This window comes from Kitasatospora sp. NPDC018058 (assembly GCF_044327205.1).
Lineage (GTDB): Bacteria > Actinomycetota > Actinomycetes > Streptomycetales > Streptomycetaceae > Kitasatospora.
Genome location: NZ_JBIRFA010000006.1, coordinates 24,754 through 51,325, shown reverse-complemented (window position 1 = coordinate 51,325; position 26,572 = coordinate 24,754). Strand labels below are relative to the sequence as shown.

Sequence of the window (26,572 nt, the reverse complement as noted above, 5' to 3'; positions counted from 1 at the left end):
GTTCTCCGGCCGAGGCCGACCCGGCCCCCTTCGCCGCCTCCGCCGGCCCTTGGGGTCCCCCGCGTCCCGACACCTGCCTTGCACCTGGAGCGTCCATGAGCACCTCGGGAAACACCAGCACCACTGCCTCCGGACAACCTGCTGACGACACGCGCGACCTGGCCGGGTTCGGCTACCGCCAGGAGTTGGAGCGCTCCCTCGGCTCGTTCTCCAGCTTCGCCGCCGGTTTCAGCTACATCTCGATCATGACCGGTGTCTTCCAGCTCTTCGGCTTCGGCTTCGGCGCCGGCGGACCGGCCTTCATCTGGTCCTGGCCGTTGGTCTTCCTCGGGCAGCTCGCCGTCGCCCTCTGCTTCGCCGAGATGGCCGGGCAGTTCCCGCTGGCCGGTGGCGTCTACCAGTGGTCCAAGCAGACAGCCCGCCCGGTCACCTCGTGGATGTCCGGCTGGATCATGGCCATCGGCGCGGTGGTCACGGCCGCCGCCGTGGCGGTCGCCTACCAGGTGATCCTGCCTCAGGTCTCACTGGCCTTCCAGATCGTCGGCGGCGCCGACGACGCCGGGGTGACCTCGACGCCGAACGGTGCCAAGAACGCGATCGTGCTCGCCCTCGGCCTGGTGATGTTCACCACGGTCGTCAACATCGCGGGCGTCCGGCTGATGGCGAAGATCAACAACCTGGGTGTGGCGGTCGAGCTGATCGGCGTCACGCTGCTGATCGTCATGCTGGCCGTCCACATCCACCGCGGCCCGCAGGTGGTCCTGCAGACCGCAGGCACCGGCTCCGGCCACTCCTCGGGTTACCTGGGCGCCTTCCTGGTCGCGTCCATCATGAGTGCCTACGTCTTCTACGGCTTCGACACTGCGGGAGCCCTGGCCGAGGAGACCAAGGAGCCGCGCCGCCATGCCCCGCGGGCCATCCTCCGCGCCATCACGGCGGCGTTCCTCGCGGGCGGCCTGCTGATGCTGGTCGGCATGATGGCGGTCGGCGACATCGACGCCCGGGAACTCGGCACGCTGGGCATGCCCTACCTCATCAAGTCCACCCTCGGCACCGGCCTCGGCGACGCCTTCCTGATCTGCTCGGCGATCGCCATCACCGTCTGCTGCCTGGCGGTACAGACCGCCGCCATCCGGCTGCTCTTCGCCATGGCCCGCGACGGCCGGCTGCCCTTCGGCCACGCCATCGCCAGGGTCTCCCCGCGGTCGAGGACGCCGATCGTCCCGGCGGTCGTCACCGGTGTGCTCACCATCGCCCTGCTGGTGGTCAACATCGGCAACCAGCGAGTTTTCTACATCCTCACCTCGGTCGCGATCATCCTCTTCTACATCCCCTACCTCATGGTCACCGGCCCGATGCTGCTGCGCCGGCTGCGCGGGCGGTGGCCGGGGCCCGACCACGGCCCGTACTTCAACCTGGGCCGCTGGGGCCTGCCGGTGAACGCCTTCGCGGTGCTCTACGGGGCGGCGATGACGGTCAACCTGGCCTGGCCGCGCGCGGCCGTCTACGGCGACGACCACTGGTACTTCCAGTGGGGCGCGGTGCTCTTCACCGCCGTGATCACTGCGATCGGCCTGGGGCTGTACCTCCGGTACCGCAAGGGCGTCGCGGTGCAGCGCCCGGTCGCCGAGGCTGCCGCCACGGAACTCTGACGTTCGCTGGAGAGAGACCCGAGCGGGGCGCCGGGCGGACACCGGCGCCCTGCGCTCAGCGGATGCGCATGTAGCCGAGGCGTCCGGAGACCTCCTCGGCGGCGGCCCGGACCGCAGCGGCCACCTCGCGGAGGCGCCCCTCGGACAGCCTGAACGACGGCCCGGAGGCGCTGATCGCGGCCACGACCTGCCCGTTGTGAGCGAAGACCGGAGCAGCCACGGCATTCAGCCCCGTCTCCAACTCCTCGATCGTGCAGGCGAATCCGTCCCTGCGAGCGGACTCGAGCTGCTTCCGCAGCTCCTCGGGGTCGGTGACGGTGCGCGGCGTGTACCGCTCCAGCGGCTCGGCGAGCCGCTTCTCCAGTGCCGCCTCGGGCAGGTGCGCCAACAGCACCTTTCCGCTCGAGGTCGCATGCAGGGGGGTCCGCTGGCCGACCCAGTTGTGCGTCGTGATCGCCGACGGGCCGAGCACCTGGTCGATGTTGACGGCGGCGTCCACGTCGAGGATCGCCAGGTTGATGGTCTCGGCGACCTCGACCGCCAGCCGCTCGCAGATCGGTCGGCCCTGCTGGGACAGATCGAGTCGGACGGTCGCCGCGCCGGCGAGTCGCACCAGGCCCAGGCCGAGGCGGTACTTCCCGCGCTCGCCGGGCTGCTCGACGAGCCCACGCAGCTCCAGGGCGGCGACCAGCCGGAACGCGGTCGACTTGTGCACACCGAGTTCGGCGGCGATCTCGGTGACCCCCGCCTCGCCGCGCCGGGCGAGGAGTTCGAGGATCGTCACCGCCCGGTCGACGGACTGCACCGGGGATTCCCCCGCACTGTTGCTCATGGCGCAACATTATGCACATCCAGTGGCCGCCGCGACCCTTGACAAGGCCTCACCTCGGAGAAACCATGTTGCGCATAACGAATCGCGTTGTGTAATACGCGACACGAATCGCTCTCTGGCGGCTCTGGAGGTTCCACATGATCACGGTGTGCCGGATCGAGGACCTGCCCCCCGGCGAGGCCCTCCGGGTCACCGAGGGCGTCCCTTCCCCCATCGCCATCTTCAACGCGGACGGAGCCCTCTACGCCGTCGACGACACCTGCACGCACCAGGACGCGTCCCTCGCCGACGGCTGGCTGGAGGGCTGCCTCATCGAATGCCCCCTGCACGCCGCCTCGTTCGACCTGCGGACCGGCCGCCCCACCTGCCTCCCGGCGAAGGAGCCGCTGCGCACCCACCGGGTCTCCGTGCAGGACGGCTTCGTCCTGCTCGACATCACCGTCGGCGAGCCGGCATGAGAACGATCGCCGTCGTCGGAGCCTCGCTCGCGGGCCTCGGCACCGCCCGTGAGCTCCGCTCCCAGGGGTACGACGGCTCCCTCGTGGTCGTCGGCGAGGAGCGACACCGGCCGTACGACCGCCCGCCGCTGTCCAAGGAGTTCCTCTCAGGCGGCATCGACGCGGAAGCGCTCGCCCTGGGCACCCCGGACGAGTACCGGGAGCTGGGCGTGGACTGGCTGCTCGGTGAGCGGGCGGTATGCCTCGATCCGGCGAGCCGGACGGTGACCCTGGCCGGCGGCCGCGAGCTGCGCACCGACGCGGTCGTCATCGCCACCGGCGCAAGCCCCCGGACGATCCCCGGCTCGGAAGGGCTGGCCGGCATCCACACCCTGCGCACGCTAGACGACGCCGAGGCCCTGCGCGCGGACCTCACCGACGGCCTGCCCCGGGTCGTCGTCATCGGCGCCGGTTTCATCGGCGCCGAGGTGGCCTCCACCGCTCACCGGCTGGGGTTGGACGTCACCATCGTCGAGGCCGCCGATGTGCCCCTGGAGCGGGCGCTGGGTCGCGAGATGGGCCGGGCCTGCGCCTCGCTCCACACCGACCACGGGGTCCGCCTGCTGTGCGGCGTGGGCGTCGCCGACTTCGAAGGCGACGGCCGTGTCTCCGGTGTACGGCTGGCGGACGGACGCGTGCTGCCCGCCGAGGTCGTCGTGGTCGGCGTCGGGGTCCGTCCCGCGACAGGCTGGCTCGCGGGCTCCGGCGTCCGGGTGGACGACGGGGTGGTCTGCGATGCCGGGTGCGCGACGAGCCTCCCCAACGTGGTGGCCGTCGGCGATGTGGCCCGCTGCCCCAACCCCTTTACCGGGCGGCACGCGCGCATCGAGCATTGGACCAACGCGATGGAGCAGCCGAGGACCGCGGCCCGCACACTCCTGTCCGGTGCGTCCGCACCCGGACCCGCCTCCGCCCCCTACTTTTGGTCCGACCAGTACCTGGCGCGGATCCAGCTCGCCGGGCACGTCCGGCCGGGCGACGAACCCCGGATCGTCGAGGGGGACCTCGACAGCCGTTCCTTCGCTGCCGTGTACCTGCGGGACGGGCAGGCCGTCGCCGTACTCGCGATGAACCAGGCCAAGGCGTTCAACCGGCTCCGCCGCACCCTCGTCCCGGCCGCCGCGGTCGCGACCGGCTGAGCCGCATTCCGCGCCCCATCGGAGGGTCTCCGACGTCATCGCCGAGGCGCTGCTCCCCGGCTTCGACGCCGACAAGGCCACCGCCCTCAAGGCCCGCGTCACCACCCTCGCGGTGAAGCACCCGCTCCACTGACGGCCGGGTTGCGAGACCTGGATGCTCAGCCGCCGGGAGTTCCGGCTGACTCCGAGGACGTGGGAGGCGGCGATCCGATCACTGCCGGCTGCTGTTCCGACGAGCTCGCACACCACGCTGCGCCGGTCACAGTCCGGCTGAGGTGCCGGCATCCGGCTGGGGCGTGCCCGTGTCTCGGCCCTGGATCGCCGCGGCGGCGCGGTGCAGTTCGGCGAGGACCGTCCGGACGGCCTTTCGTGCCGCACGCTCGGGCCGGTGGAGCACATCGATGTGTCGTCGGGCCTGGACTCCACTCAGCGGCCTGAGAACCACGTCGGGGTGTGGGCGGGCGGTCCAGCGCGGTATCAGTGCCAGGCCACCGCCGGCGAGGTCCGCACCGGGTCCGTCCTGGGAGTCACCCAGGCGACCGTTCTCGTGCTGGAGACCTACGGGGTGGCACACACCAGCGCCGCCAACGCCGGACTGATCATCAGCCTGACCATCGTGCTCACCCCCCTGATGGACCGCACCGGGGGCCGCAGCCTGCCCCCGACGTTCTTCCTCGCCGCCGGCCTCTGCGTCCTGGCCGTCGGGCTGCTCACCTCCAGCACCGGACTGCACGCACCACGACTCGGGGACGTCCTGATGCTCGCCGCCGCAGTCGTACGGGCCGGGCACACCACCCGGCCCCCTGCCGATCGCCGGTCCAGCTGTTCCCCGCCGCCGCAGCCGGAACTCCGCGCGGCTCAGGCCGCCTTGCGGTGGCGGTAGAACTCGGCGTGGTCTGGTTCGAGGGGTGTGTTGCCGAGGATGATGTCGGCGGACTTCTCCGCGAGCATCATCACGGGGGCGTAGATGTTGCCGTTGGTGACGTACGGCATCGCAGAGGCGTCCACCACGTGCAGCCCCTCCAGGCCGTGGACCTGCATGGTGGTCGGGTCGACGACTGACATGTCGTCGGTCCCCATCTTGCAGGTGCAGGAGGGGTGCAGGGCCGTCTCGCCGTCGCGGGCGACCCAGTCGAGGATCTGCTCGTCGGTCTCCACGGCGGGGCCGGGCGAGATCTCGCCGTCGCTGAACTCGGCGAAGGCGTCCTGGCCGAGGATGTGCCGGGTGACGCGGATGGCCTCGACCCACTCCCGCCGGTCCTGGGCGGTGGAGAGGTAGTTGAAGCGCAGCGCGGGGTGGACGCGGGGGTCGCGCGACTTGATCTTCACCGAGCCTCGCGCGTCCGAGTACATCGGGCCGATGTGCACCTGGTAGCCGTGCCCTCCGGCCGGCGCGGAGCCGTCGTAGCGGACGGCGATCGGCAGGAAGTGGAACATCAGGTTGGGGTAGTCGACGTCCTCGTTGCTGCGCACGAAGCCGCCGGCCTCGAAGTGGTTGGTCGCCCCCGGCCCGCTGCGCAGGAACAGCCACTGCGCGCCGATGAACGGCCGCCGCCAGAGCTGGAGTTGCGGCTGCACCGAGACGGGCTGCCTGCAGGCGTGCTGGACGTACACCTCCAGGTGGTCCTGGAGGTTCTCGCCGACGCCGGGCAGGTGGTGGACGGGCCTGATGCCGAGGGCGGACAGCTCGTCCGCGTTGCCGACGCCCGAAAGCTGAAGCAGTTGGGGGGAGTTTACCGCGCCTCCGGAGAGGATGATCTTCCCGCCCTGTACGCGCTCCATCGAACCCCGGCGGGCGTACTCCACACCGACGGCCCGCTTGCCGTCGAAGAGTACGCGGGTGGCGAGCGCCCGGGTCCGCACTTCGAGGTTCGGGCGGCCCATGACGGGGTGCAGGTAGGCGCGGGCGGCGCTGAGGCGGCGGCCGCGGTGCAGGTTGCGGTCGAAGGGGGCGAAGCCCTCCTGGCGGTGACCGTTGACGTCATCGGTCAGCGGGTACCCGGCCTGCTGGACGGCCTCGAAGAAGGCGCCGAAGAGCGGATTGGTGACCGGCCCGCGCTCCATGACGAGCGGGCCGTCGTGGCCACGGAAACCGGGGCCATCGGCTGCTTCGCGCCGGGCCTCCCGGTCTGCCAGGCAGTTCTCCATCTTCTTGAAGTACGGCAGGCAGTGCGCGTAGTCCCAGGTCTTCATGCCGGGGTCGGCGCCCCAGCGCTCGTAGTCCAGCGGGTTGCCGCGCTGGAAGATCATGCCGTTGATGCTGCTGGAGCCGCCCAGGACCTTGCCCCGGGCGTGGTAGATCCGCCGTCCGTTCATGAACGGCTCGGGCTCGGACTCGTACTTCCAGTCGTAGAAGCGGCTCCCGATCGGGAAGGTCAGGGCGGCCGGCATGTGGATGAAGACGTCCCACGGGTAGTCGGGCCGCCCGGCCTCCAGTACCAGCACCCGGTTCCCCGGGTCCGAGCTCAGCCGGGCCGCGAGCGCACAACCGGCCGATCCTCCGCCGACGATGATGAAGTCGTACTGCTGAAAGGTCATGTGTTCCTGCCGTAGCTGTCGGCGCCCGGTGGGTGCGGTACCGCAACCAGGCGGTTGTCGGGCGATGGCGAGGCGGGATGGGGCAGGGGAACTGACGTTCAACACGACGTCGACAGCAAGTTTCCTCAAGTGAAACCAGCTCCGTATGGCGCAACAGTCTCCGCGCGGCTCGGATCGGCGTCAAGCCGTACCAGCCTGTGATGCCAGGTTTTCCACCGAGGCCAGTCCCTCCCGACTGTTGTGGGTGACGCAACTGTGTGCGTAATCTGAAACAGCTTCGTTGCCCTCCACACGTCAGGGAGGCGAGTCACGATGGCTGCACGGCGCCGACGATCGGCGGCGGCTGCTCATCCTGGTCTCCCGGTTCCCGGCCACCCCGCCGCCCCACCCAGGAGCCCAGGAGTCCTGCCATGTCCCACCAGCTTCCCGAGCACCCCGACTGGCTGTGGCGCACGCCCGACCCAAGGCCGTCCTACGACGTCGTCATCGTCGGCGCGGGCGGCCACGGACTGGCCACCGCCTACTACCTGGCCCGCAACCACGGCATCACCAACGTCGCGGTGCTCGAACGCGGTTGGCTGGCCGGCGGCAACATGGCACGCAACACCACGATCATCCGCTCGAACTACCTCTGCGAGGAGAGCGCGGCGATCTACGAGCACGCGCTGAAACTGTGGGAGGAGCTGCCGGAGGAGCTGGAGTACGACTTCCTGTTCAGCCGGCGCGGCGTGCTCAACCTCGCGCACACCCTGCAGGACGTCCGTGAGGGCACCCGGCGGGTCAACGCCAACCGGATCGGCGGGGTCGACGCCGAGTGGCTCGACCCGGACGAGGTCCGCGCCTTCTGCCCGATCGTCAACACCTCGCCGGACGTGCGCTACCCGGTCCTCGGCGCGACCCTCCAGCCCCGCGCGGGCATCGCCAAGCACGACCACGTCGCCTGGGCCCTGGCGCGCAAGGCCGACGAGTACGGCATCGACCTGATCCAGAACTGCGAGGTGACCGGCTTCGTCCGCGACGGCGCGCGGGTCGTCGGCGTCGAGACCACCCGCGGCCGGATTGCCGCCGGCCGGGTCGCGCTGGCCGCCGCCGGGCACACCAGCACCCTCGCCGACCTGCTCGGCCTGCGTCTGCCGCTCCAGAGCCACCCGCTGCAGGCCCTGGTCTCCGAACTGCTCGAACCCGTGCACCCGACCGTCGTCATGTCCAACCACGTGCACGTGTACGTCAGCCAGGCGCACAAGGGCGAACTGGTCATGGGCGCGGGAATCGACTCGTACAACGGCTACGGCCAACGCGGCTCGTTCCACCAGATCGAGCACCAGATGGCGGCGGCCCTCGAACTGTTCCCGGCCTTCGCCCGCGCCCACGTGCTGCGCACCTGGGGCGGCATCGTCGACGTCACCCCGGACGCCTCGCCGATCATCGGACCGACTCCGATCGAGAACCTCTACCTCAACTGCGGCTGGGGAACCGGCGGTTTCAAGGCGACACCCTCCTCGGGCTGGGTCTACGCCCACACCATCGCCACCGGTGAACCGCACCCGCTGAACGAGCCCTTCTCGCTGGAACGCTTCACCACCGGCGCCCTCATCGACGAGCACGGCGCCGCCGCCGTCGCACACTGAGCCCTCAGCCCTCACAGGAGGACACATGCTGCTCATCGCCTGTCCCTGGTGCGGGGAACGCGACGAGACCGACTTCCACTACGGCGGCCAGGCCCACGTCGCCTACCCGGCCGACCCCGAGGCGCTCTCCGACACCGAGTGGGCCGAGTACGTCTTCGTCCGCGACAACCCCAAGGGCCCGTTCGCGGAGCGCTGGTCCCACGCCGCCGGATGCCGCCGCTGGTTCAACGTCATCCGCCACACCGTCACCCACGACATCCTGGCCGTCTACCCGGCCGGGCAGCCGAAGCCCGAGGTGAACGCATGACCCACCGCGTCCCCGAGGGCGGTCGCGTCGATCGCACGACCGTGCTGCGGTTCAGCTACGACGGGGTCGAGTACTCCGGGCTGCGCGGCGACACCCTCGCCTCAGCACTGCTCGCCAACGGCGTCCTCGGCACCGCCCCCAGCCTCTACCGCGAGCGCCCACGCGGGATCGTCACGGCAGGCGTCGACGAACCCCACGCACTGGTGCAGGTCGACGGCCCCTGCTCGGAACCGATGCTGCTCGCCACCACGGTCGAGCTGTACGACGGGCTGCGGGCCAGCAGCCTGCGGGGCCGGGGCCGGCTCGACGAGGCGCCCGACGAGGCCGTCCACGACAAGATGCACCTCCACACCGACGTCCTCGTCGTCGGCGGCGGCCCGGCGGGACTTGCCGCCGCACTCGCCGCCGGGCGCTCCGGAGCCCGGGCCGTCCTGGTCGACGACCAGCCGGAGCTCGGTGGCGCGCTGCTCAGCGGCCGCGAGGAGATCGACGGGCGCCCCGCACTCGACTGGGTCGAAGCCGTCCGCGGCGAACTCGCCGCCCAGCCCGAGACCCGGATCCTCACCCGCGCCACCGCGATCGGCTACCACGACCACAACTACCTGCTGGTCGCCGAGCGCCGCACCGACCACCTGGGCCCGCACCCCGTCCCGGGCGTGTCCCGCCAGAGGCTCTGGCACCTGAGGGCCCGTCAGGTCGTCCTGGCGACCGGGTCGCACGAGCGTCCGATGGTGTTCGCGGGCAACGACCGCCCCGGGGTGATGTCGGCCGCCGCCGTCCGCAGCTACCTCAACCGGTACGCGGTCCTCCCCGGTCGGCGCGCCGTCGTGTTCACCACCAACGACCACGCCTACGCCACGGCCCTCGAACTCGCCGCGGCCGGCGCCGAAGTGGCCGCACTGGTGGACACCCGCCCGCAGCCGCCCGCCGCGCTGGTCGCCGCCGCGCGCCGCGTCGGGATCGAGGTGCTCCCCGGGTCCGCCGTGGTCGCGACCGCCGGTGCGGAACGGATCACGGCGGTGCGGATCAGCGGACTGACCGGCGGTGACGCGCTGACCGGGCCGGTACGCGAGACGGCCTGCGACCTGCTCGCCGTCTCGGGCGGCTGGAGCCCGGCGGTGCATCTGTGGAGCCAGTCCCGGGGCACCGTGCGGTACGCGGAGACGATCGCCGCGTTCGTCCCGGACGTGAACGCCCAGCGCGTCCAGGCCGTCGGAGCCGGGCGCGGCACGTACGACCTCGCCGGCTGCCTCGGCGAGGGCTTCTCGGCCGGAGCGGAGGCCGCGACCCGCGCCGGGTTCCCCGCGGCCGTCCCACCGGTGCCACCCGGCACGGGCGACGAGCCGCCCGCGCCGCCGCGTCCGGTCTGGATCGTGCCCGGCGAGGACGGCGAACCGGCCACCTGGCGCGACCACTTCATCGACTCCCAGCGCGACGCGACCGTCGCCGACGTCCAGCGGGCGATCCGGGCCGGGATGCGCTCCGTCGAGCACATCAAGCGCTACACCACCATCGGCACCGCCCACGACCAGGGCAAGGGCTGCGGGGTCAATGCGATCGGCGCCATCGCCCGTCTGCTGGGGGCGAGTTCGCCCGGCGAGGTGGGCACCACCACCTTCCGCGGCCCGTACGTACCCGTCTCCTTCGCCCTCCTCGCCGGGCGCGAGCGCGGCCCACTCTTCGACCCGGTGCGCACCACGCCGATCCACCCCTGGCACGTCCGGCACGGCGCGGTCTTCGAGAACGTCGGCCAGTGGAAGCGCCCCCGGTACTACCCGGAGTCGGATGAGGACATGGACGCCGCCGTGCTGCGGGAGTGCCGAGCGGCCCGCGAAGGCGTCGCGGTCATGGACGCCTCCACCCTCGGAAAGATCGACATCGTCGGCCCCGACGCCGGGGCGTTCCTGGACCGCATCTATACCAACGGCTTCGCCAAACTGGCCGTGGGATCGGCCCGTTACGGCATCATGTGCCGTCCCGACGGCATGGTCTTCGACGACGGTGTCACCGTGCGGCTCTCCGACGACCACTACTACCTGACGACGACCACGGGCAACGCGGCGGCCGTGTTCGACTGGCTCGAGGAGTGGCTGCAGACCGAGTGGCCCGAGCTGCGCGTGCGCTGCACCTCGGTGACCGAGCAGTGGTCCACCGTCGCCGTCGTCGGCCCCCGGTCCCGTGAGGTCCTTACCGCCCTCGCGCCCGATCTGGACGTCTCCAACGAGGCATTCCCGTTCATGACGGTCAGTCAGGCCGGACTGGCCAACGGCATCCCGGCCCGGATCTGCCGCATCTCCTTCTCCGGCGAGCTGGCGTACGAGATCAACGTCGCGAGCTGGTTCGGCCTCGCCGCGTGGGAGGCCGTGATCGCGGCGGGCGGCCCGGCCGGAATCACCCCCTACGGCACCGAGACCATGCACGTGCTACGCGCGGAGAAGGGATACCCCATCGTCGGCCAGGACACGGACGGCACGGTCACCCCGCAGGACCTCGGCATGGAGTGGATCGTCTCCCGCCACAAGCACTTCGTCGGCAAGCGGTCCTTCCGGCGGGCGGACACCGCGCGGGCCGACCGGAAGCACCTGGTCGCGCTGCTGCCGGTCGACCGCGCCGAGTTGCTGCCGGAGGGCTCCCAGCTGGTGGCCGAGGGCGTCGACACCACGGCCGGCCCGGTGCCCTCGCTCGGCCACGTGACCTCCAGCTACCGCAGCGCCGCGCTCGGCCGGACCTTCGCTCTCGCCCTCGTCCGAGGCGGCCGGGACAGGATCGGCGAGACCGTCCTCGCACCGCTCGCAGACGGCCGCACGGTCGCCGCGACCGTCGCCGACCCCGTCCTCTACGACCCGAAGGGAGCCCGCCGTGACGGTTGACCGGCTGCGGCAGAGTCCGCTCGGACATCTCACCGACACTCCCCCAGCCTCCGGCCGTGGGTACCCCCATCTCGGCCCTGCTGTCACCAGCGAACGAGGTGTCCGGCTGCGCGAGGTCCCGTTCCATGCCCAGCTCAACCTCCGGCTCGACCCGGCCGGCGCGGCCGCGGCGCGGGTCGGCAAGGCGCTCGGCGCGGCTCTGCCGGCCCAGGCCGACACCGCCGTCCGAGCAGGCGACCTCCAGGTGCTGTGGCTGGGCCCGGACGAGTGGCTCGTCGTCGGCCCCGACGGCTCGGGGCCGACCACCGAGCGGGTTCTGCGCGCGGCGCTGGCAGACGAGCCCGGATCGGTCGTGGACGTCTCCGCCAACCGCACGACGCTCGAACTGACCGGCCCGGCCGCACGCCAGGTGCTGGAGAAGGGCTGCTCACTCGATCTGCACCCGCGCGCCTTCGCGCCGGGCCGCTGCGCCCAGACGACGGTGTCCAAGGTCAACGTGGTGCTCCACCAGCTCGACGAGGCGCCGTCGTACCGGCTCCTGGTCCGCGGGTCGTTCGCCCAGTACCTCGCGGACTGGTTGCTCGACGCGATGGAGGAGTACCGACACTCGCCACTCCCCGCCCTCCCCTGACGGTGCGGGATTCACTGAGATCACAACGGCCGTTCCAACGGTGTTCGAGGTGGGACGAGGACCTCGCCGTGTACGCCGAGTAGCCGGTGCGCTACGCCGCGGCGGACTGCCCGCACCGCGGTCCCGTCCGGACCCCGGGCACGCCGACGGCCCGGCTCACGCATCGCTACGTGAACCGGGCCGGTCAGGTGGCCGCTTGGCACCCGTCAGCCGCCGGACATCCGGCCGACAGGCGGTACTCGCTCGGACCCATCGGTTCGAACAGGCCGATCAGGCCCGATCAGGCCGTACTGATCGGGAGAGGTCCGATCAGTACGCGCTGTGCACCTGCCAGAACGCCCAGGCGGCGTTCGGGCTGCCGTAGACGGTGTTCATGTACTGCAGGGCCCACTTGAGCTGGGTGGCGGGGTTGTTCTGCCAGTCGGAACCGGCCGAGGCCATCTTGTTGCCGGGCAGCGCCTGCGGCAGGCCGTAGGCACCCGAGCTCGGGTTGGTGGCGTGGATGTTCCAGCCGCTCTCGTGGCTGATGATCTGGTCGAACGAGGCCAGCTGGTTCGCCGGGACGATCGAGGCCGCAAGCGCCTGCAGCGCGGCCGGGGTGTTGGCGACCGGGGCGGCCGGGGTGGCGGCCAACGGGCTGGCGGCGGCCGGCTTGGCCGGAGCCGGGGCGGCCCCGCCCAGGGTCAGGTGCTGGCCCGGGTAGATCTTGCCCGGGCCTTTGGTCAGCACGGACTTGTTGAGCTCGTAGAGCCTCTGCCAGCCGCCCTGCACGTTGTGCGTGGTGGCGATCTTGGTGAGGGAGTCACCGCTCTGGACGGTGTAGACAGCGGGCGCCTGCGGGGCGGCGGCCGGGGCCGAGTGCGCCGGGGCGGGCTTGACGGGGGCGGCGTTCGCGGCGGTGGCGGCGACCACCGGGATGCCGACGCCGACGCCGACGACCACGGCGGCCGCGACGATGCGCTTGACGGAACCGACAGCGAACAGGCTGGGGCGAGCGTTGACGGGCAGCATGAAGTGCGATTCCTCTCACACGCCTGCGAGGTGAGCTGTCGGGTTCGGGCTGGAGTTGCCCGGCCGCGCAGAGACGCGGCTTCACCCCTAGCCCCGCCGGAACCAGTCCGGATGAGGCGACTTACCTGTGGGTCCCCCGCCCCTGCCGCGGTGCTTCATGGATGCACGTGCCCGCCCGATCCGGCGGCAGGATTCGGCGTTCCGGAGAGCGGGGTTCGTTTCGTACGGAGACGAACGAGAAGGACCGTAAACGGCACGGAGCCATTAGCACAAGGCCTCGTGAGCTGGGTCACGGCCCGGCCGGATTGTCCGAATGATCCACAATAGCGCTTGATAACGATTCGACAACGGCCCTATGAGTCCGTGTCAGTACGGGCCGCCGGGCCCAGCGCGGCGGCCACCGCCCGATGGCGCGCCGTGCGGGTCGCGGGTTCGGGCCGGCGCGCCCGCCCTGGGGCGCGCCGACCTGACCGGAGGTCAGCCTGCCTGCCAACCCTGCGCATCGACGCCTCCCGGCACCTCGGCTGCCGGATCGTACGGGGTGCGGGTGTGGACGAAGCCGGCCTGGTCCAGGTGGTCGACCGTGCTGTCGGCCCGGTGCACCACGCGCAGCGGCTCGCCCGCGCAGTAGCCGTCCAGCCCGGTCCAGGTCCCGTCCGGCCCGGGCCGGAACCGTGAGGTGCGGGCCGCGCCGCCCAGCGCTGTGAGCTCCAGCACACGGCCGGCTCGCAGGTGCAGCGCGACCGCGCTGGTGCCACAGCACCAGGGGCCGGTCAGCGCCAACAGCTCCAGGGTCGACGTCGGTGAAGGGCCGCCCGGGCTCGGGGATCCGCGGCTCGCGCCCGGCGGTGATCGCGATCAGGTCGCGGGCCACCTGGCCGAGGTTGGGGCTGGCCGTGGTGTACGAGCATGACGACCGCCACATCGTCCTGCTCCCTGAACAAGAGCGAGGCGAGGAAGCCGGGCATCGAGCCGCCGTGGCCGACCCGCAGCCGGCTGACCACCTGCTGGAGCTGCCGGCCCAGGCCGTAGCCGGCCGACCAGTCGCCGTCCGGCGCGGCGGCCGGCCGACACATCTCGGCCAGCGTCTCCGGTACAGCGAGGCGTACGCGGTCGCCCGAGGGAGGGTGGCGATGAACTCATCAGGCGGGAGCCAGCCGCTCGATGGAGGTCGGCTCTCGGGGATCCTCATGACGTACCACACGCGATTTGCGCAGGTAGAGGTCGACGTACCCGATCGCGGTTGGCAGAGTGTTGCCCCCACCCCACTCCGGCGCCAACGTGCTCCTCCTGGACGAGCCGACCAACAACCTGGACCCGGTCTCCCGGGCGGAGGTCCTGGCGGCGGTCGGCACCTACCCGGGCGCGATCGTGATGGTCACCCACGACCCCGGCGCCATCGAGGCGCTCCGGCCCGACCGCATCCTGCTGCTGCCGGACGGGGACGAGGACCTGTGGCACGACTCGTACCTGGAGCTGGTCACGCAGGCCTGAGTGCCGTTGCCCGGTCCGGTCCCCGACGCCCGCTCCCAAGGTCGAGGCACCCCCGTTCCCCCTTGTTCCCGGCCTTTCCGCACCGGGGCCGCCTGCGGCCCCGGTGCCACCCGGTCGTGGTGACCACGGCCTGTCCCCCGCCGGGTGCGGCGCGGAGTCCGGAGGATCGACCCCGCGTGGCCGACCGGAAGAGTCCTAGCTGCTGTAGACGCCGACCTCGTACAGCGAGTAACCCCACTGGGTGCCGCGCTGCACCCCGTGCACGCGGACGTAGCGGGCCGGGACGCCGCCGAACCGTGCGGTGTCGATGCCGCCGTCCCCCGTGGTGGTGGACCATACCGACTGCCAACTGCTCCCGTCGGTGGAGACCTCGATCCGGTACGCCCGCCCGTAGGCGCGTTCCCAGTCCAGCGTGACGCGCCCGACCAGGGTGGTGGACCCGAGGTCGACCTGGAGCCACTGGTCGTCGCTCCACTCGCTGGCCCAGCGAGTACCCGGGTCTCCGTCCACCGCCCGGCCGGGCGCGTAGCTGACGAACGGGTTCCACCACTCGGTGGTGCTGGCCGTGGCCGGGCGGCCCGCGGCCAGGTTGACCGAGGCCCGGTGCTGCTCCGAGGCTCCCCAGGTGGTGAGGTAGGACTCGGCGCCGCGGAAGAGATCGTCCACCACGTCCTGGCCGCCGGCCTGCCGGATGTCCTCCAGCCAGTCCGGCACCAGACCGTAGTGCGCGGCGCCGTCCGTGTTGATGTCCCAGGTGCGCGCCCCGGTGGTCTGGCGGTCGATGAGGGATCCGCCGTCCTGGCTGCGGAACGGGTAGTGCACCGGGTTAGGGGTGTTCGCCCCGCGCGGGCCGGGCCAGCCGCCGACGCCGTTCATGTCGGTGCCGTAGCCGTAGCCCACGTGGTACTTGTCGCGCAGCGCGTCGGTGCGCTTGGCCTCAGCGCTGAACGCCTCGGCGCCGTTCATGTACTGGGCGACGAATCCGCCGAGCTTGTAGACCCGCTCGATCCAGTCGAGGTCCATCCAGCTGTGGGAGGAGATCACGCCCGGGTAGGACTCGGACTCCAGGATGTCGAACGAGCGCGCGGCCGCCTTGACGCTCATGTGGTCGACCTCGAGCATCATCTTGCGTTTCATCAGCCCGTGCACCGCGTACTCGCCGAGCTCGGTCAAGCCGCGGCTGTTGCACTGCGCGTCGCCGGCGTAGGCCGGCACCGCCACCCCCGTCGGGAGCTGCTTCTGCGCCTCGGGCGCCGGGGCGAGACCGATCGGGTTGTCGTGCTGCGGCCCGGCGCACTTCTCGGTCTTCCAGAAGGTGCCGGTCGAGAGGAACTGACCGACGTTGATCGCCGTCCCGAGCGCGCCCTCGTCGAAGCGCACCCCGCAGAGCGCGTTGTCGAACTTGTGGCAGAGGAACATGCTGCGCACGCCCAGCCCGTACAGCTCGTCCAGACCGCGGTCGATGTCGGCCTTGCTGCACTGGGCGACGTCGAGAATCTGCTTGCAGCCGAACGGCTCGGAGGTCTCCACACCGAGAACGACGGCCAGCTTGCCCTGCTTGACCACCTCGCGGGCCTGCGCGCTGTCGGTGACGATCCGGAACCAGCCCTTGCCCGGCCCGCCGTACATCGTGTCGATGTAGGCCTGCAGCTCGTACGTCCTCTGCGCCTGGAGACGGATGGAGGTCATCTCGTCGCAGCTGCGGTCCTTGAAGAAGTAGACCGAGCAGATCACCCCGTTGGTGACCAGGTCGTTGACCAGGACGCGCTGGCCGCCGCGCCAGGCCCGTTCGATCCAGGCGTAGTAGTTCTGCTGGTGGGTGAGCGAGTCATGGGCCGGCCAGTCCTTGAAGGTCGGCCAGCCGACCGGGTCGTGCTTGCCGTCGCCGCCCTTGGTGATGAAGTCGAAGATGGCGAGCGAGCCGTCCGGGTAATGTTCGGGACAGTCCTTCAGTGCGTCCGCGATCCCGGCTTCGGAGAAGGACTTGCCGCAGATGAGCCGGCCGCCGAACGCCTCGTTGGCCATGATGTGGTCGTGCGCGTCGACGAAGCCCCGGACTCGCCCCTGGGCGTCGGTCCCGCGGAACGGCTCGCCTGTGACGTTGATCTGCGAGTCGGGCGCGGGCCGTGCGGTCGGGTTCCACCAGCCCGTCTCGCCCGGCGCCGCAGGCGCCGGAACGGCGAGCACCATGGCGGCCAGGGTAAGGAGTGCGGCCAGAAGTGTGACGAATCGGCGCCTGCTGTGCGGGAGTTGGTGCATGATCACCACCCGTGTCCGAGGTGAGGGGGTGGCGCGGACGGACACCGGGCGACGTCCGGGACACGCGGACCGACCCGTCCGGGCCGGCTGTCATGAACCGCGCACTCGGTGTGACGAGAATCGCCACTGTTGGAATAGGAGTCAATAGCCGTGCGTGAACTTCGGTGCCGGCGGTCCGTCACGCAAGGTGGGGTGCATGGTTGCGGAAAAGGTCCTTGAGGCCGCCGGTACGCGTGTCGCACTGGGCGCACGGGAGTTGACGACGGACGAATGCGACTGCGGGTGACACGCCGTCCTGGTACCGGGCCCGGATCCGGGCCCGGCCGGAGCTCCTCAGCCAGGCCCTCGGCCATCGCCCCGACCCGGTCGGCCGGGCGCCGGCGAACCCACATGGGCAGACCGGCGAGGCGGACGACCGGCCGTCAGCCGCACCAGAACTCGGCCACCGACGTGGCCAGCGTGGTGGCCCGCGCGGGCAGCAGCCGACCTGCGTGTGTCGTCCACGACGGCTCGCCCGCCCCTGTCACGGGGGGCGAGCCGTCGGTGTCCTCCGGAGGTGAGCGCCGCTACTGCGGCGTCACGTAGGCGCCGGAGATGCCGCCGTCGACGAGGAAGGTGTTGGCGGTCATGAAGGACGAGTCGTCGGAGGCGAGGAAGGCCACCGCCGCGGCGATCTCCTCGGGCTCGGCGAAGCGGCCGAGCGGGATGTGGACCAGTCGACGGGCGGCCCGCTCCGGGTCCTTGGCGAACAGCTCCTGCAGCAACGGGGTGTTCACCGGGCCGGGGCAGAGCGCGTTGACCCGGACGCCCTCGCGGGCGAACTGCACGCCCAGCTCGCGGGACATGGCCAGCACTCCGCCCTTGGAGGCGCTGTAGGAGATCTGCGAGGTGGCCGCACCCATCACGGCGACGAACGACGCGGTGTTGATGATCGACCCCTTGCCCTGGCGCTGCATGTGCGGGATCGCGTACTTGCAGCACAGGTAGACACTGGTCAGATTGACCTCCTGGACCCGCTTCCAGGCGTCCAGGCCGGTGGTGAGGATGGAGTCGTCGTCCGGCGGCGAGATGCCCGCGTTGTTGAAGGCGATGTCGAGCCGCCCGTACTCGTCGACGACCCGCTGGAAGAGGTCGCGCACCGCGTCCTCGTCGGTGACGTCGGCCTGGATGAACAGGCCGTCGACCTCGTTCGCGGCCTTGGCGCCGGTCTCGGCGTCGAGGTCGACGCAGACCACCTTGGCGCCCTCGGCGGCGAAGCGGCGGGCGGTCGCCAGGCCGATGCCGCTGCCCGCGCCGGTGATGACGGCCACCCGGCCGTCGAGTCGCTGGGTCATGCTGATCACTCCTCCGTGGAGATGAAGACGTTCTTGGTCTGGGTGAAGGCGTCGAGGGCGTCCGGGCCGAGCTCGCGGCCGAGGCCGGACTGCTTGAAGCCGCCGAACGGCGTGGTGTAGCGCACCGAGGAGTGCGAGTTGACGGACAGGTTGCCGGCGTCCACGCCGCGCGAGACCCGCAGTGCGCGCCCGACGTCCCTGGTCCAGATGGAGCCGGACAGCCCGTACTCGGTGGCGTTGGCGATGCGCAGCGCGTCCTGTTCGTCGCGGAACGGGACGACCGTGACGACCGGGCCGAAGATCTCCTCGGTGAAGACGCGGTCGTCGTGCCGCACGGGCGCGAGCACGGTCGGCGGGTACCAGAAGCCGGGCCCGTCGGGGACGCTGCCCCGGAAGGCGACAGCCGACCCGTCCGGGACGTAGGAGGAGACCCGCGCCCGGTGGGCAGCGGAGATCAGCGGGCCCATCTCGGTCTTCTCGTCGGTCGGGTCACCGACCCGCACGCCGCGGACGGCTGGTTCCAGGAGCTCCAGGAAGTCCTCGAAAACGGATGCTTCGACCAGGATCCGGGAGCGGGCGCAGCAGTCCTGGCCTGCGTTGTCGAAGACCGCATAGGGGGCTGTCGCGGCGGCCTTGGCGAGGTCGGCGTCGGCGAAGACGATGTTGGCGCTCTTGCCGCCGAGTTCGAGGGTGACCGGTTTCACCTGGGCGGCGCAGCCCGCCATGATCTCCTTGCCAACCCGGGTCGAGCCGGTGAACACCACCTTGCGCACGTCGGGGTGGGTGACGAAGCGGTGTCCGACGACCGGGCCGCGGCCTGGCAGGATCTGCAGCACGCCTTCCGGGATCCCGGCCTGGAGGGCGAGTTCGCCGAGGCGCAGGGCGGTGAGTGGAGTGAGTTCGGCCGGTTTGACGATGACGGTGTTGCCCGCGGCCAGCGCCGGGGCCAGGGCCCAGGCGGCGATCGGCATCGGGAAGTTCCACGGCACGATGACCCCGACCACGCCGATCGGCTCCTGGAAGGTGACATCGATGCCGCCGGACACCGGGATCTGTCGGCCGAACAGCCGCTCGGGCGCGGCGGCGTAGTACTCGATGACGTCACGCGCGTTGCCCGCCTCCCAGCGCGCGTTGCCGATGGTGTGGCCGGCGTTGGCGACCTCCAGGGCGGCAAGGTGCTCGCGGTCGGCGTCGACGGCGGCGGCGAAGGAGCGCAGCAGCCGAGCCCGGTCGGCGGGTGCCACTCGGCGCCAAGCGTCGAACGCGGCGCGGGCGCGGGCGACGGCGGCATCGGTTTCGGCGAGGCCGGCCAGTTCGACGGTGGTGATCACCTCCTCGGTGGCGGGGTTGACGACCTCGAAGAGGTCCGGTTCGGTCATGGAGCTGTCTCCCTGTGCGTGGAGGTGGTCTGACTGGCAGTGACGAGCGCGCGGAGGACCCGCACGTCGTCTGGGTCGGTCTCGGGGTGCCACTGGACGCCCAACGCGAAGCGGTGGCCGGGAAGTTCGAGCGCCTCGACGACGCCGTCCGCGCTCCAGGCGGTGACCCGCAGACCGGTGCCGAGCCGGTCGACGGCCTGGTGGTGGTAGCAGGAGACCTCGGCGGCCGACCCCAGGACGGCGGCGAGCCGACTGCCGTCCACCAGGCCGACCCGGTGGCGGACGAAGCGGGCGGGGACGGTCTGGTGGCTCTCGTCTGGCAGGTGCTGGAGGAGGGTGCCGCCGAGTTCGACGTTGAGCAGCTGCATGCCGCGGCAGATGCCGAGCATCGGCAGGTCCCGGGCCAGGGCGGCGCCCAGGAGCCGGCTCTCCCAGTCGTCGCGGGCGTGGTGGGGCGGGCCGGTGCGCGAATCGGCGGTCGCCGCGTACCGGGCCGGGTCGATGTCCGGTCCGCCGGCGAGGACGAGCCCGTCCAGGGCGTCGAGCAGGTGGTCGGCCCCGCCGGGTTGCGGGGGCAACAGCACCGGGGTGCCGCCCGCGCGGACGACGGCGTCGACGTACGTCTGGGGCAGGAGGGAGGCACGCTGGTTCCAGACGGACCAGCCGGCGTCGTCCTGGTAGCTGGTGATGCCGATCAGCGGTCGTCGGCGGTCGTCGCGCGTCACAGCCGCTCGAATCCGCGGCGCCGCTCCCAGTCGGTCACCGCCCGCTCGTAGGAGGCGAGTTCGGTGCGTCCGGCGTGGGTGTAGTGCCGGACGACGTCCTTGCCGAAGGCCTCGGTGGCGACTGTGCTGCGTTCGAAGGCGTCGACCGCGTCGCGCAGGGTGGCGGGCACCCGGGGCGCGGCGGAGGCGTACGCGTTACCGGTGAACTCCGGTTCGAGTTCGAGCTGTTGCTCGACGCCGTGCAGTCCGGCCGCGATCAGGGCGGCGACCGCGAGGTACGGGTTGACGTCGCCGCCGGGGACGCGGTTCTCGAAGCGCAGCGAGGGGCCGTGACCGACCACGCGCAGGGCGCAGGTGCGGTTGTCGCGGCCCCAGGCGATGGCGGTGGGGGCGAAGCTGCCGGGCACGTAGCGCTTGTAGGAGTTGACGGTGGGTGCGAGCAGCAGGGCGAAGTCGGCCAGGCAGGCGAGCTGTCCGGCGAGGAAGTGCTCCATGATGCGGGAGAAGCCGTGCGGACGGTCACCGGCGAACACCGGGGCGCCCTGCTCGTCGCGCAGGCTCAGGTGGATGTGGCAGGAGTTACCCTCGCGTTCGTCGTATTTCGCCATGAACGTGAGGCTGCAGCCCTCCTGGGCGGCGATCTCCTTGGCGCCGGTCTTGTAGACGGCGTGGTTGTCGCAGGTGGTGAGGGCGTCGGCGTACTTGAAGGCGATCTCGTGCTGGCCGAGGTTGCACTCGCCCTTGGCGGACTCGACGGTGAGGCCGGCGCCGGCCATGCCGTTGCGGAGCCTGCGTAGGAGGGGCTCGATCCGGCCGGTGCCGAGGATGGAGTAGTCGACGTTGTACTGGTTGGCCGGGGTGAGCCGGGTGTAGTCCTTGTCCCAGGCCTGTTCGTAGGTGTCTCGGAAGACGATGAACTCCAGCTCGGTGGCGGCCTGGGCCTGCCAGCCGTAGCCGGCGAGCCGGTCCAGCTGGCGTTGCAGGACCTGGCGCGGGGAGACAGCGACCGGGCTGCCGTCGTGGTGGGTGACGTCGCACTGGACCATGACGGTGGCGGGGTGCCAGGGGACGGACCGCAGGGTGGCGAGGTCGGGGCGCAGCACCAGGTCGCCGTAGCCGTTCTCCCAGGAGGAGATCTCGTACCCGTCGACGGTGTTCATGTCGATGTCGACGGCCAGCAGGTAGCCGCAGCCCTCCGCGGCGCCGGGCACCACGTCGTCGAGGAAGTACTCGGCGGCGACGCGCTTGCCCTGGAGGCGGCCCTGCATGTCGGTCATGGCGAGCACGACGGTGTCGACGGACCCGTCGGCCACGCGGGCGCGCAGTTCGTCGAGGGTGAGCCGGGGGCTGGTCATCGGACCTCCAGTTCGGTGTCCCGTGCGTCGGGTTCGGGTGGCGTGCTCTGGACGTGGGGCCCGGTGAACCAGTGCCGGGCGGAGGCCAGCCACCACACGCCGGCGAAGCCGACGACGACGGCCACGGCGACGGGCGTGTAGTTGAAGTTCTCGGCGGTGATCGGGCTGGCAGTGGGGAGCATGAACAGGACGGTGATCACTGCCGTCCAGGCGACCGCGACGATGCCGACCGGCCGGCTCCACCGGCCCAGGTGCCAGGGACCGCGCGGGAAGTCCTCGCCCTGGCGCAGTCGCAGGTACACCGGGATGACATAGGAGATGTACAGGCCGATGACGGAGATGGAGGTCACGGCGGTGTAGGCGGTGTTGTTCCACAGCGCGGGCAGGCCGAGCAGCAGCGCGCCGCCGGTCGCCAGCCAGACCGCGTTGGTCGGGGTCTGGGTGCGCGGGTCGATGCGGTGCCACAGGCGGGAGCCGGGCAGCGCGCCGTCGCGGGAGAAGGCGTAGATCATACGGGAGTTGGCAGTGACGGAGGCCATCCCGCAGAAGAACTGGGCTCCGATGACGATCAGCAGCAGGACCTCGGCGCCGCCGGCGCCGATCGCGTCGATGAAGATCTGCGCGGGCGGGACCTGGGTGTCGCTGTTGAGCGCGCCGTCGTAGTCGCGGATCGCGAAGGTGATGCCGAGCAGCAGGATCCAACCCGCCGCCAGGGAGACGGTGATGGCGTTGACGATCCCGCGCGGGCCGGAGCGGGCGGCGTCGTGGGTCTCCTCGGTCATGTGCGCGGAGGCGTCGTAGCCGGTGAGGGTGTACTGGGCCATCAGCAGGCCGATCATCGCCACGTAGAACTGGTTGTGGAATCCGGTCCCGTTGACGAACTCGGTGAAGACGAAGGAGGCCGAGGCGTGCTGGTCGGGGAGCACGGCGAGCGCGCCGACGATGACCGCGACGCCCACCAGGTGCCACCACACGGACACGCTGTTGAGGACCGCGACCAGGCGCACCCCCAGGGTGTTGAGCAGGCCGTGCGCCAGCAGGATGACGGCGAAGATCTCCATGGTGTGCGCGGGGCTGGCCTCGATGCCGAAGCGGAGCGTGAGGAAGGCGTTGGTGAAGAAGGCGGCGCCGTAGTCGACACCGGCGGTCACCGCGACCTGGCCGAGGAAGTTGAACCAGCCGGTGAACCAGCTCCAGGCCGGGCCGCGGCTGCGGGTCAGTTTGGCGGACCAGTAGTAGAGCCCGCCGGCCGTCGGGTAGCTGGAACAGATCTCGGCCATCGCCAGCCCGACGCAGAGCGTGAGCAGACCGACCACCGGCCAGCCCCAGATGATCAGGGCCGGGCCTCCGGTGTTCATCCCCGTTCCGTACAGGGTCAGGCAGCCGGAGAGGATCGAGACGATGGAGAAGGAGACGGCGAAGTTGGAGAAGCCCGACATCGAGCGGGCCAGTTCCTGGGTGTAGCCCAGCTCGCGGAGCCGTTGTTCGTCGTCGGAAACGGGGGCGGTGTTCTCCGGAAACACTTCGGGGGAAGAGTGGTCGGGTGAGCGTGCGTCGGTCATGGGCACCCCTGGGGGTTGAGGGTGTGTCGGGGAGGACACGGCCACGACGGCGTGGAACGGTCGCCCCGACGGGTTCGACGGTCGGACGGCTCTTCAATGGTCTGGAATCAGTCCATTGGGTGGGTGAGCAGCATCGTTCCGGCTGGATCGGGGCCGCGTCAAGAGCGATGAGGGAACGAGTCAGGGAAACCCGTTCGTCGGTACGATTCGGGCGTGGACGTGGAGGAAACACGTGAGCAGGCGCGGCTCGACTGGCGGGCCGGGGCGATCTTCCGCCCGGTCCGGACCGGCAACGCGTTCGAGGAGACCGTCGAGAGGCTGCTCCAGGCGATCAAGCTCGGCGTCTTCGGCCTCGGCGACCGACTACCCGCCGAACGGGACCTCGCCGCCCGGCTCGGCGTCAGCCGGGAGACCCTGCGCGAGGCGCTCCGCACGCTGCAGCAGGCCGGCTGCGTCGAACCCCGCCGCGGCCGGTACGGCGGCACCTTCGTCACCTACCGGCTGCCCGCGCCGGACGTCGCCGACCTGCGCCGCGCGGCCCGCGACCTCGGCGGCGCACTGGAGGACGCGCTGACCTACCGCCAGGTGCTGGAGGTCGGCGCCGCCGAGGCGGCCGCCCGTCGCCCCCTCCCCCCCGACCAGCGGGCTCACCTGGAGAGCCGGCTGACCGACCTGGAGGGAGCCCCGCCGGAGCAGTACCGCCAGCTGGACTCGCGCTTCCACCTCGCCATCGGCGAGCTCACCGGCTCCCCCACCCTTGCCGCGGCCATCGCCGAGGCCAGGATGCGTCTCAACGACCTGCTCAACGCCATCCCCATGCTGGACCGGAACATCCAGCACGCCGCCGAACAGCACCGGGCGATGGTCCGGGCGATCCTCGCCGGTGACGGTGACGCCGCCCGACGCGCCACCGAGGAACACCTCGCCGCTACGGCCGCACTGCTGCGGGGCTTCCTGGCCTGAGGCTCCCCTCGGACCTCGCGTGCGTGGCGACGATGGAGGTGCGACGAGGGCGGGGCACAGGTGGACGGCACGTTGGTCGGAATCGCTCACTCCCTCGTGCGCGCCAACACGTGTGGCCCCTACCTCCAGATCGGTGGCGACGGCATCAGCCAGGTCGTCACCGCCCCGTCGGCGGGTGAACACCTCGGCCGCGCTGCGGATGGCCACCAGAGCTGGGATGTTGTCGGTGGCGGCCGGGCGGAGGGGGCGAGCGTACCGTTCAGAATCGTCCCCGCATAAGGCATGCTGGCTCGGAAACCGGTCCGGGCGAGCGCTTCAACCCCGTTGCCCGCACCAGCCGCGACCAGAGATGATGCTCCGCCGTGACGTACCTCATCCTCGGCCTGCTGGGCATCCTCCTTTACGCCGCCGTCATCAGGATCCGAAAGAACAAGGCCCGGAACTGGGCCCAGAGCGAGTTCGACGCGCCCGCGTACGGCCTGGCCCCCCGCGACCGGCTCGACCCGCGCCATGCCGGTCCGCCGCCGCCCCCGCACCGCCGCCAGGAGTCCCAAGCGATAGCCGAGGCGGCCTCGGCCGGGAACTGGAAGCCGGCCGCCGCGTACGTCGAGGCCGCCGGACAGGACTGGGACGAGCGCTGGTCGCGACTCGAACTGCTGGACTCCATCGCCAGCCGGGACGAGAGCTGGCTGAAAGCCTGGCGCGCGGCTGACCCGGGCAACTGCGACGCGGCCGCTCTGGAGACCAGCCGTATGGAGTAGGCGGGGTGACCCATACCCGCTGATAGGCCGCGTCACCGGGTGGCCGAGCCCGCGCGCGGACACTGTGGTGAATTCGGCCCGCTGGGATCTGCCCAGCGGGCCGGAGCGCGCCCCTCGGCCGCCCAGTCGTACACCTGATGAGGGGCTCCCCCAGCGAGACCTGCCTCCATGGAAGCTCGAAGCCCTGGCCTCGATACCCGGCTGGAGCTGGAACCCGTATGAAGAGGGATTCCTGGCCAAAGTCATGGCCCTTCAGAACTTTGCCGCCGAGACTCATCGGAGCGTCGGCAGCATCAAGCAGCGAGAAGAATGGGGTGGGCGCAAGATTGGCGTCTGGATCAACTCCTTTCGGAACCGGCGTGCCACCTACGATGCGGAACGCATAGCCATCCTGGATGACCTACCGGGCTGGGCGTGGACGCCACAGGAAGACTCCTGGAACGCCACGATGGCCGAGCTCAGCGACTGGGCATCAGCACACGGCCCACGCCGGCAGCCTCTACCGCCACCTCGGCCGGCCCGGTGACGCGCTCGCCGCCAACGACGTGGCCCGCAACCAGCCCATCGCCCGCCGGGACCCGCTGTTCGCCTCCCTCGGCCACGCCCGCCACGCGGCCATCCACGGCCTGACCGGCGACACCAACGCGGTGCGACGCTCCCTCGGGCGCGCGCAGGACGCCCTCGATCGAGCCGACCTGAGCACCTCCCGCCCGCTGTGGACAACCGCCTTCTACGACCAGTCGGAACTCGACTCCCTCGCCCTGGCCGCCTACCTCTCAGCGGACAGCTGGGAGGAGGCCGAGGCCCACGCGCACCGCAGCATGGCGCTTCGCCGGGGTGCCATGCAGCGCTCCCGCGCGATCACCACCGTCCGCCTCGCCCACGCCCAACTCGGCCAAGGCGACCTCGAACCCGCAGTCGCCACCGCCATGTCGGTGCCTGCCGAGGTCTCCACCAACCCCCGCATCACCGGCATGCTATCGGTACCACCGTCTGGACGACTATCCGTCAACGATTGGATGCTCAAGGTGACTTCGGAGCCACGTCGTAGCTACAGCAGCGGTACCGTCGCCGGACTCCTGACCCTGGCTCGTGGCGGGTGCTACTGGCCGGACTGCGGTGAGCCCACCATCCGGATGGTCGACGGTGAGCCCGTGCAGAACCTCCAGATCGCCCACATTCGAGCTTTCGAGGAGAACGGACCCCGGTTCGACCCGACCTGGTCGCCGGACGAGCGCAACCAGTTCTCCAACCTGATCCTGCTGTGCACGCCGCACCACAAGGTGATCGACGGGCCGCGCAGTGCAGAGTTCCCGGTCAAGCTGCTGATCCACTGGAAGAACGCGCGGGAGGCTGACGGCCTCGACGCGCTGGAGGGCCTGGGTGATCTCACCAAGGCCGACCTCGGTGAAATGATCGCCGAGGCCCAGACCGAACTCCTTGACCGCCTCGGGCCGGCCCTGGACGAGTTCGCCAAGACCGCACCAGACCTCGCGTCCCTGCTGCGGCTCGTCACCAGCGAGCTCGCAGACCCGCGAGTACAAGCCCCAGGCTCTGTACGAGACCTGGGGCTAACCAGCCCATCAACAGCCAGCAGCCTTCCCCGGCCTCGCCCCCGCTCACCGCCGTGATCCG

Annotated in this window: 20 protein-coding genes, 3 pseudogenes and 1 riboswitch; of the genes and pseudogenes, 12 read left to right on the top strand and 11 right to left on the bottom strand. The window is 71.0% G+C overall.

Annotated features, from left to right (window positions below):
• The first annotated feature begins 95 nt into the window (after window positions 1-95).
• On the top strand, window positions 96-1,652 hold the full coding sequence (locus ACH4E7_RS10250) for an APC family permease (protein ID WP_396248566.1): 1,557 nt from the start codon (window positions 96-98) through the stop codon (window positions 1,650-1,652).
• Between the two features lie 55 nt (window positions 1,653-1,707).
• Here the strand turns inward: ACH4E7_RS10250 and ACH4E7_RS10245 are convergent, their stop codons facing one another.
• On the bottom strand, window positions 1,708-2,484 hold the full coding sequence (locus tag ACH4E7_RS10245; RefSeq protein ID WP_396248565.1) for an IclR family transcriptional regulator: 777 nt from the start codon (window positions 2,482-2,484) through the stop codon (window positions 1,708-1,710).
• 137 nt (window positions 2,485-2,621) lie between these two features.
• Here ACH4E7_RS10245 and ACH4E7_RS10240 point away from each other — a divergent pair, with 137 nt between their 5' ends.
• Window positions 2,622-2,942, top strand: coding sequence for a bifunctional 3-phenylpropionate/cinnamic acid dioxygenase ferredoxin subunit (locus ACH4E7_RS10240; protein WP_396248564.1), 321 nt, complete (start codon window positions 2,622-2,624; stop codon window positions 2,940-2,942).
• Window positions 2,939-4,120 (top strand): NAD(P)/FAD-dependent oxidoreductase, encoded by a 1,182-nt coding sequence (locus tag ACH4E7_RS10235; protein ID WP_396248563.1) that lies wholly within the window; start codon window positions 2,939-2,941, stop codon window positions 4,118-4,120. The genes ACH4E7_RS10240 and ACH4E7_RS10235 overlap by 4 nt, the downstream gene beginning before the upstream one ends.
• A gap of 259 nt (window positions 4,121-4,379) precedes the next feature.
• On the opposite strand, the pseudogene ACH4E7_RS10230 reads toward ACH4E7_RS10235, so the two are convergent.
• Window positions 4,380-4,619: pseudogene (locus ACH4E7_RS10230) on the bottom strand (LysR substrate-binding domain-containing protein); the annotation flags it as partial.
• On the opposite strand from ACH4E7_RS10230, the pseudogene ACH4E7_RS10225 reads away from it, so the two are divergent.
• Window positions 4,611-4,910: pseudogene (locus tag ACH4E7_RS10225) on the top strand (EamA family transporter); the annotation flags it as partial. The pseudogenes ACH4E7_RS10230 and ACH4E7_RS10225 sit on opposite strands and share 9 nt — an antisense overlap.
• Window positions 4,911-4,978: 68 nt before the next feature.
• On the opposite strand, the gene betA reads toward ACH4E7_RS10225, so the two are convergent.
• The gene (gene betA, locus ACH4E7_RS10220) at window positions 4,979-6,658 is read right to left on the bottom strand and encodes a choline dehydrogenase (protein ID WP_396248562.1); all 1,680 of its coding nucleotides are present in this window, start codon (window positions 6,656-6,658) and stop codon (window positions 4,979-4,981) included.
• Between the two features lie 410 nt (window positions 6,659-7,068).
• Here betA and ACH4E7_RS10215 point away from each other — a divergent pair, with 410 nt between their 5' ends.
• The 4 genes from ACH4E7_RS10215 to ACH4E7_RS10200 are packed head-to-tail and all read left to right on the top strand — an operon-like array spanning window position 7,069 to window position 12,094.
• Window positions 7,069-8,286: a sarcosine oxidase subunit beta family protein gene (locus tag ACH4E7_RS10215; protein WP_396248561.1), complete on the top strand. Its 1,218-nt coding sequence runs from the start codon at window positions 7,069-7,071 to the stop codon at window positions 8,284-8,286.
• A 25-nt stretch (window positions 8,287-8,311) separates the two neighbouring features.
• On the top strand, window positions 8,312-8,593 hold the full coding sequence (locus tag ACH4E7_RS10210) for a sarcosine oxidase subunit delta (protein WP_396248560.1): 282 nt from the start codon (window positions 8,312-8,314) through the stop codon (window positions 8,591-8,593).
• Window positions 8,590-11,463 (top strand): sarcosine oxidase subunit alpha family protein, encoded by a 2,874-nt coding sequence (locus ACH4E7_RS10205; protein ID WP_396248559.1) that lies wholly within the window; start codon window positions 8,590-8,592, stop codon window positions 11,461-11,463. Before ACH4E7_RS10210 ends, ACH4E7_RS10205 begins: the two co-directional genes overlap by 4 nt.
• A complete protein-coding gene (locus ACH4E7_RS10200; RefSeq protein WP_396248558.1) occupies window positions 11,453-12,094 on the top strand; it encodes a sarcosine oxidase subunit gamma in 642 nt (213 codons plus the stop codon). Before ACH4E7_RS10205 ends, ACH4E7_RS10200 begins: the two co-directional genes overlap by 11 nt.
• Window positions 12,095-12,403: 309 nt before the next feature.
• Here ACH4E7_RS10200 and ACH4E7_RS10195 read toward each other — a convergent pair whose 3' ends face one another.
• On the bottom strand, window positions 12,404-13,105 hold the full coding sequence (locus ACH4E7_RS10195) for a LysM peptidoglycan-binding domain-containing protein (RefSeq protein WP_396248557.1): 702 nt from the start codon (window positions 13,103-13,105) through the stop codon (window positions 12,404-12,406).
• 7 nt (window positions 13,106-13,112) lie between these two features.
• A riboswitch (cyclic di-AMP (ydaO/yuaA leader) is annotated at window positions 13,113-13,268 on the bottom strand.
• A gap of 314 nt (window positions 13,269-13,582) precedes the next feature.
• Window positions 13,583-13,888 carry a hypothetical protein gene (locus ACH4E7_RS10190; RefSeq protein ID WP_396248556.1) on the bottom strand — a complete coding sequence of 102 codons (306 nt, stop codon included), beginning with the start codon at window positions 13,886-13,888 and terminating at the stop codon, window positions 13,583-13,585.
• 483 nt (window positions 13,889-14,371) lie between these two features.
• On the opposite strand from ACH4E7_RS10190, the pseudogene ACH4E7_RS10185 reads away from it, so the two are divergent.
• Window positions 14,372-14,599, top strand: a pseudogene (locus ACH4E7_RS10185) (ABC transporter ATP-binding protein); the annotation flags it as partial.
• Window positions 14,600-14,794: 195 nt separating this feature from the next.
• Here ACH4E7_RS10185 and ACH4E7_RS10180 read toward each other — a convergent pair.
• The 6 genes from ACH4E7_RS10180 to ACH4E7_RS10155 form a co-directional block, all read right to left on the bottom strand.
• Window positions 14,795-16,789, bottom strand: coding sequence for a discoidin domain-containing protein (locus ACH4E7_RS10180; RefSeq protein WP_396248555.1), 1,995 nt, complete (start codon window positions 16,787-16,789; stop codon window positions 14,795-14,797).
• A 635-nt stretch (window positions 16,790-17,424) separates the two neighbouring features.
• Window positions 17,425-18,192 carry a 3-oxoacyl-ACP reductase gene (locus tag ACH4E7_RS10175; protein ID WP_396248554.1) on the bottom strand — a complete coding sequence of 256 codons (768 nt, stop codon included), beginning with the start codon at window positions 18,190-18,192 and terminating at the stop codon, window positions 17,425-17,427.
• A gap of 5 nt (window positions 18,193-18,197) precedes the next feature.
• A complete protein-coding gene (locus ACH4E7_RS10170) occupies window positions 18,198-19,571 on the bottom strand; it encodes an aldehyde dehydrogenase family protein (RefSeq protein ID WP_396248553.1) in 1,374 nt (457 codons plus the stop codon).
• Window positions 19,568-20,296, bottom strand: coding sequence for a gamma-glutamyl-gamma-aminobutyrate hydrolase family protein (locus ACH4E7_RS10165; RefSeq protein ID WP_396248552.1), 729 nt, complete (start codon window positions 20,294-20,296; stop codon window positions 19,568-19,570). The genes ACH4E7_RS10170 and ACH4E7_RS10165 overlap by 4 nt, the downstream gene beginning before the upstream one ends.
• The gene (locus tag ACH4E7_RS10160) at window positions 20,293-21,651 is read right to left on the bottom strand and encodes a glutamine synthetase family protein (protein ID WP_396248551.1); all 1,359 of its coding nucleotides are present in this window, start codon (window positions 21,649-21,651) and stop codon (window positions 20,293-20,295) included. The genes ACH4E7_RS10165 and ACH4E7_RS10160 overlap by 4 nt, the downstream gene beginning before the upstream one ends.
• The gene (locus ACH4E7_RS10155; protein ID WP_396248550.1) at window positions 21,648-23,213 is read right to left on the bottom strand and encodes an amino acid permease; all 1,566 of its coding nucleotides are present in this window, start codon (window positions 23,211-23,213) and stop codon (window positions 21,648-21,650) included. The genes ACH4E7_RS10160 and ACH4E7_RS10155 overlap by 4 nt, the downstream gene beginning before the upstream one ends.
• 213 nt (window positions 23,214-23,426) lie before the next feature.
• Here ACH4E7_RS10155 and ACH4E7_RS10150 point away from each other — a divergent pair, with 213 nt between their 5' ends.
• The 3 genes from ACH4E7_RS10150 (at window position 23,427) to ACH4E7_RS10140 (ending at window position 26,568) form a co-directional block, all read left to right on the top strand.
• A complete protein-coding gene (locus ACH4E7_RS10150) occupies window positions 23,427-24,176 on the top strand; it encodes a FadR/GntR family transcriptional regulator (protein ID WP_396248549.1) in 750 nt (249 codons plus the stop codon).
• Window positions 24,177-24,538: 362 nt separating this feature from the next.
• Entirely contained in the window at window positions 24,539-24,937 is a 399-nt protein-coding gene (locus tag ACH4E7_RS10145) for a hypothetical protein (RefSeq protein ID WP_396248548.1), read from the top strand.
• A gap of 545 nt (window positions 24,938-25,482) precedes the next feature.
• Window positions 25,483-26,568, top strand: a complete 1,086-nt coding sequence (locus ACH4E7_RS10140) for a hypothetical protein (protein ID WP_396248547.1) — start codon at window positions 25,483-25,485, stop codon at window positions 26,566-26,568.
• The last annotated feature ends 4 nt before the right edge of the window (window positions 26,569-26,572 follow it).

Excerpts from the sequence above, each read along its gene's own strand:
- ACH4E7_RS10250 (WP_396248566.1), top strand. The coding sequence starts at position 96 with ATGAGCACCTCGGGAAACACCAGCACCACTGCCTCCGGACAACCTGCT.
- ACH4E7_RS10245 (WP_396248565.1), bottom strand. The coding sequence starts at position 2,484 with ATGAGCAACAGTGCGGGGGAATCCCCGGTGCAGTCCGTCGACCGGGCG.
- ACH4E7_RS10240 (WP_396248564.1), top strand. The coding sequence starts at position 2,622 with ATGATCACGGTGTGCCGGATCGAGGACCTGCCCCCCGGCGAGGCCCTC.
- ACH4E7_RS10235 (WP_396248563.1), top strand. The coding sequence starts at position 2,939 with ATGAGAACGATCGCCGTCGTCGGAGCCTCGCTCGCGGGCCTCGGCACC.
- betA (WP_396248562.1), bottom strand. The coding sequence starts at position 6,658 with ATGACCTTTCAGCAGTACGACTTCATCATCGTCGGCGGAGGATCGGCC.
- ACH4E7_RS10215 (WP_396248561.1), top strand. The coding sequence starts at position 7,069 with ATGTCCCACCAGCTTCCCGAGCACCCCGACTGGCTGTGGCGCACGCCC.
- ACH4E7_RS10210 (WP_396248560.1), top strand. The coding sequence starts at position 8,312 with ATGCTGCTCATCGCCTGTCCCTGGTGCGGGGAACGCGACGAGACCGAC.
- ACH4E7_RS10205 (WP_396248559.1), top strand. The coding sequence starts at position 8,590 with ATGACCCACCGCGTCCCCGAGGGCGGTCGCGTCGATCGCACGACCGTG.
- ACH4E7_RS10195 (WP_396248557.1), bottom strand. The coding sequence starts at position 13,105 with ATGCTGCCCGTCAACGCTCGCCCCAGCCTGTTCGCTGTCGGTTCCGTC.
- ACH4E7_RS10180 (WP_396248555.1), bottom strand. The coding sequence starts at position 16,789 with ATGGTGCTCGCCGTTCCGGCGCCTGCGGCGCCGGGCGAGACGGGCTGG.
- ACH4E7_RS10175 (WP_396248554.1), bottom strand. The coding sequence starts at position 18,192 with ATGACCCAGCGACTCGACGGCCGGGTGGCCGTCATCACCGGCGCGGGC.
- ACH4E7_RS10170 (WP_396248553.1), bottom strand. The coding sequence starts at position 19,571 with ATGACCGAACCGGACCTCTTCGAGGTCGTCAACCCCGCCACCGAGGAG.
- ACH4E7_RS10160 (WP_396248551.1), bottom strand. The coding sequence starts at position 21,651 with ATGACCAGCCCCCGGCTCACCCTCGACGAACTGCGCGCCCGCGTGGCC.
- ACH4E7_RS10155 (WP_396248550.1), bottom strand. The coding sequence starts at position 23,213 with ATGACCGACGCACGCTCACCCGACCACTCTTCCCCCGAAGTGTTTCCG.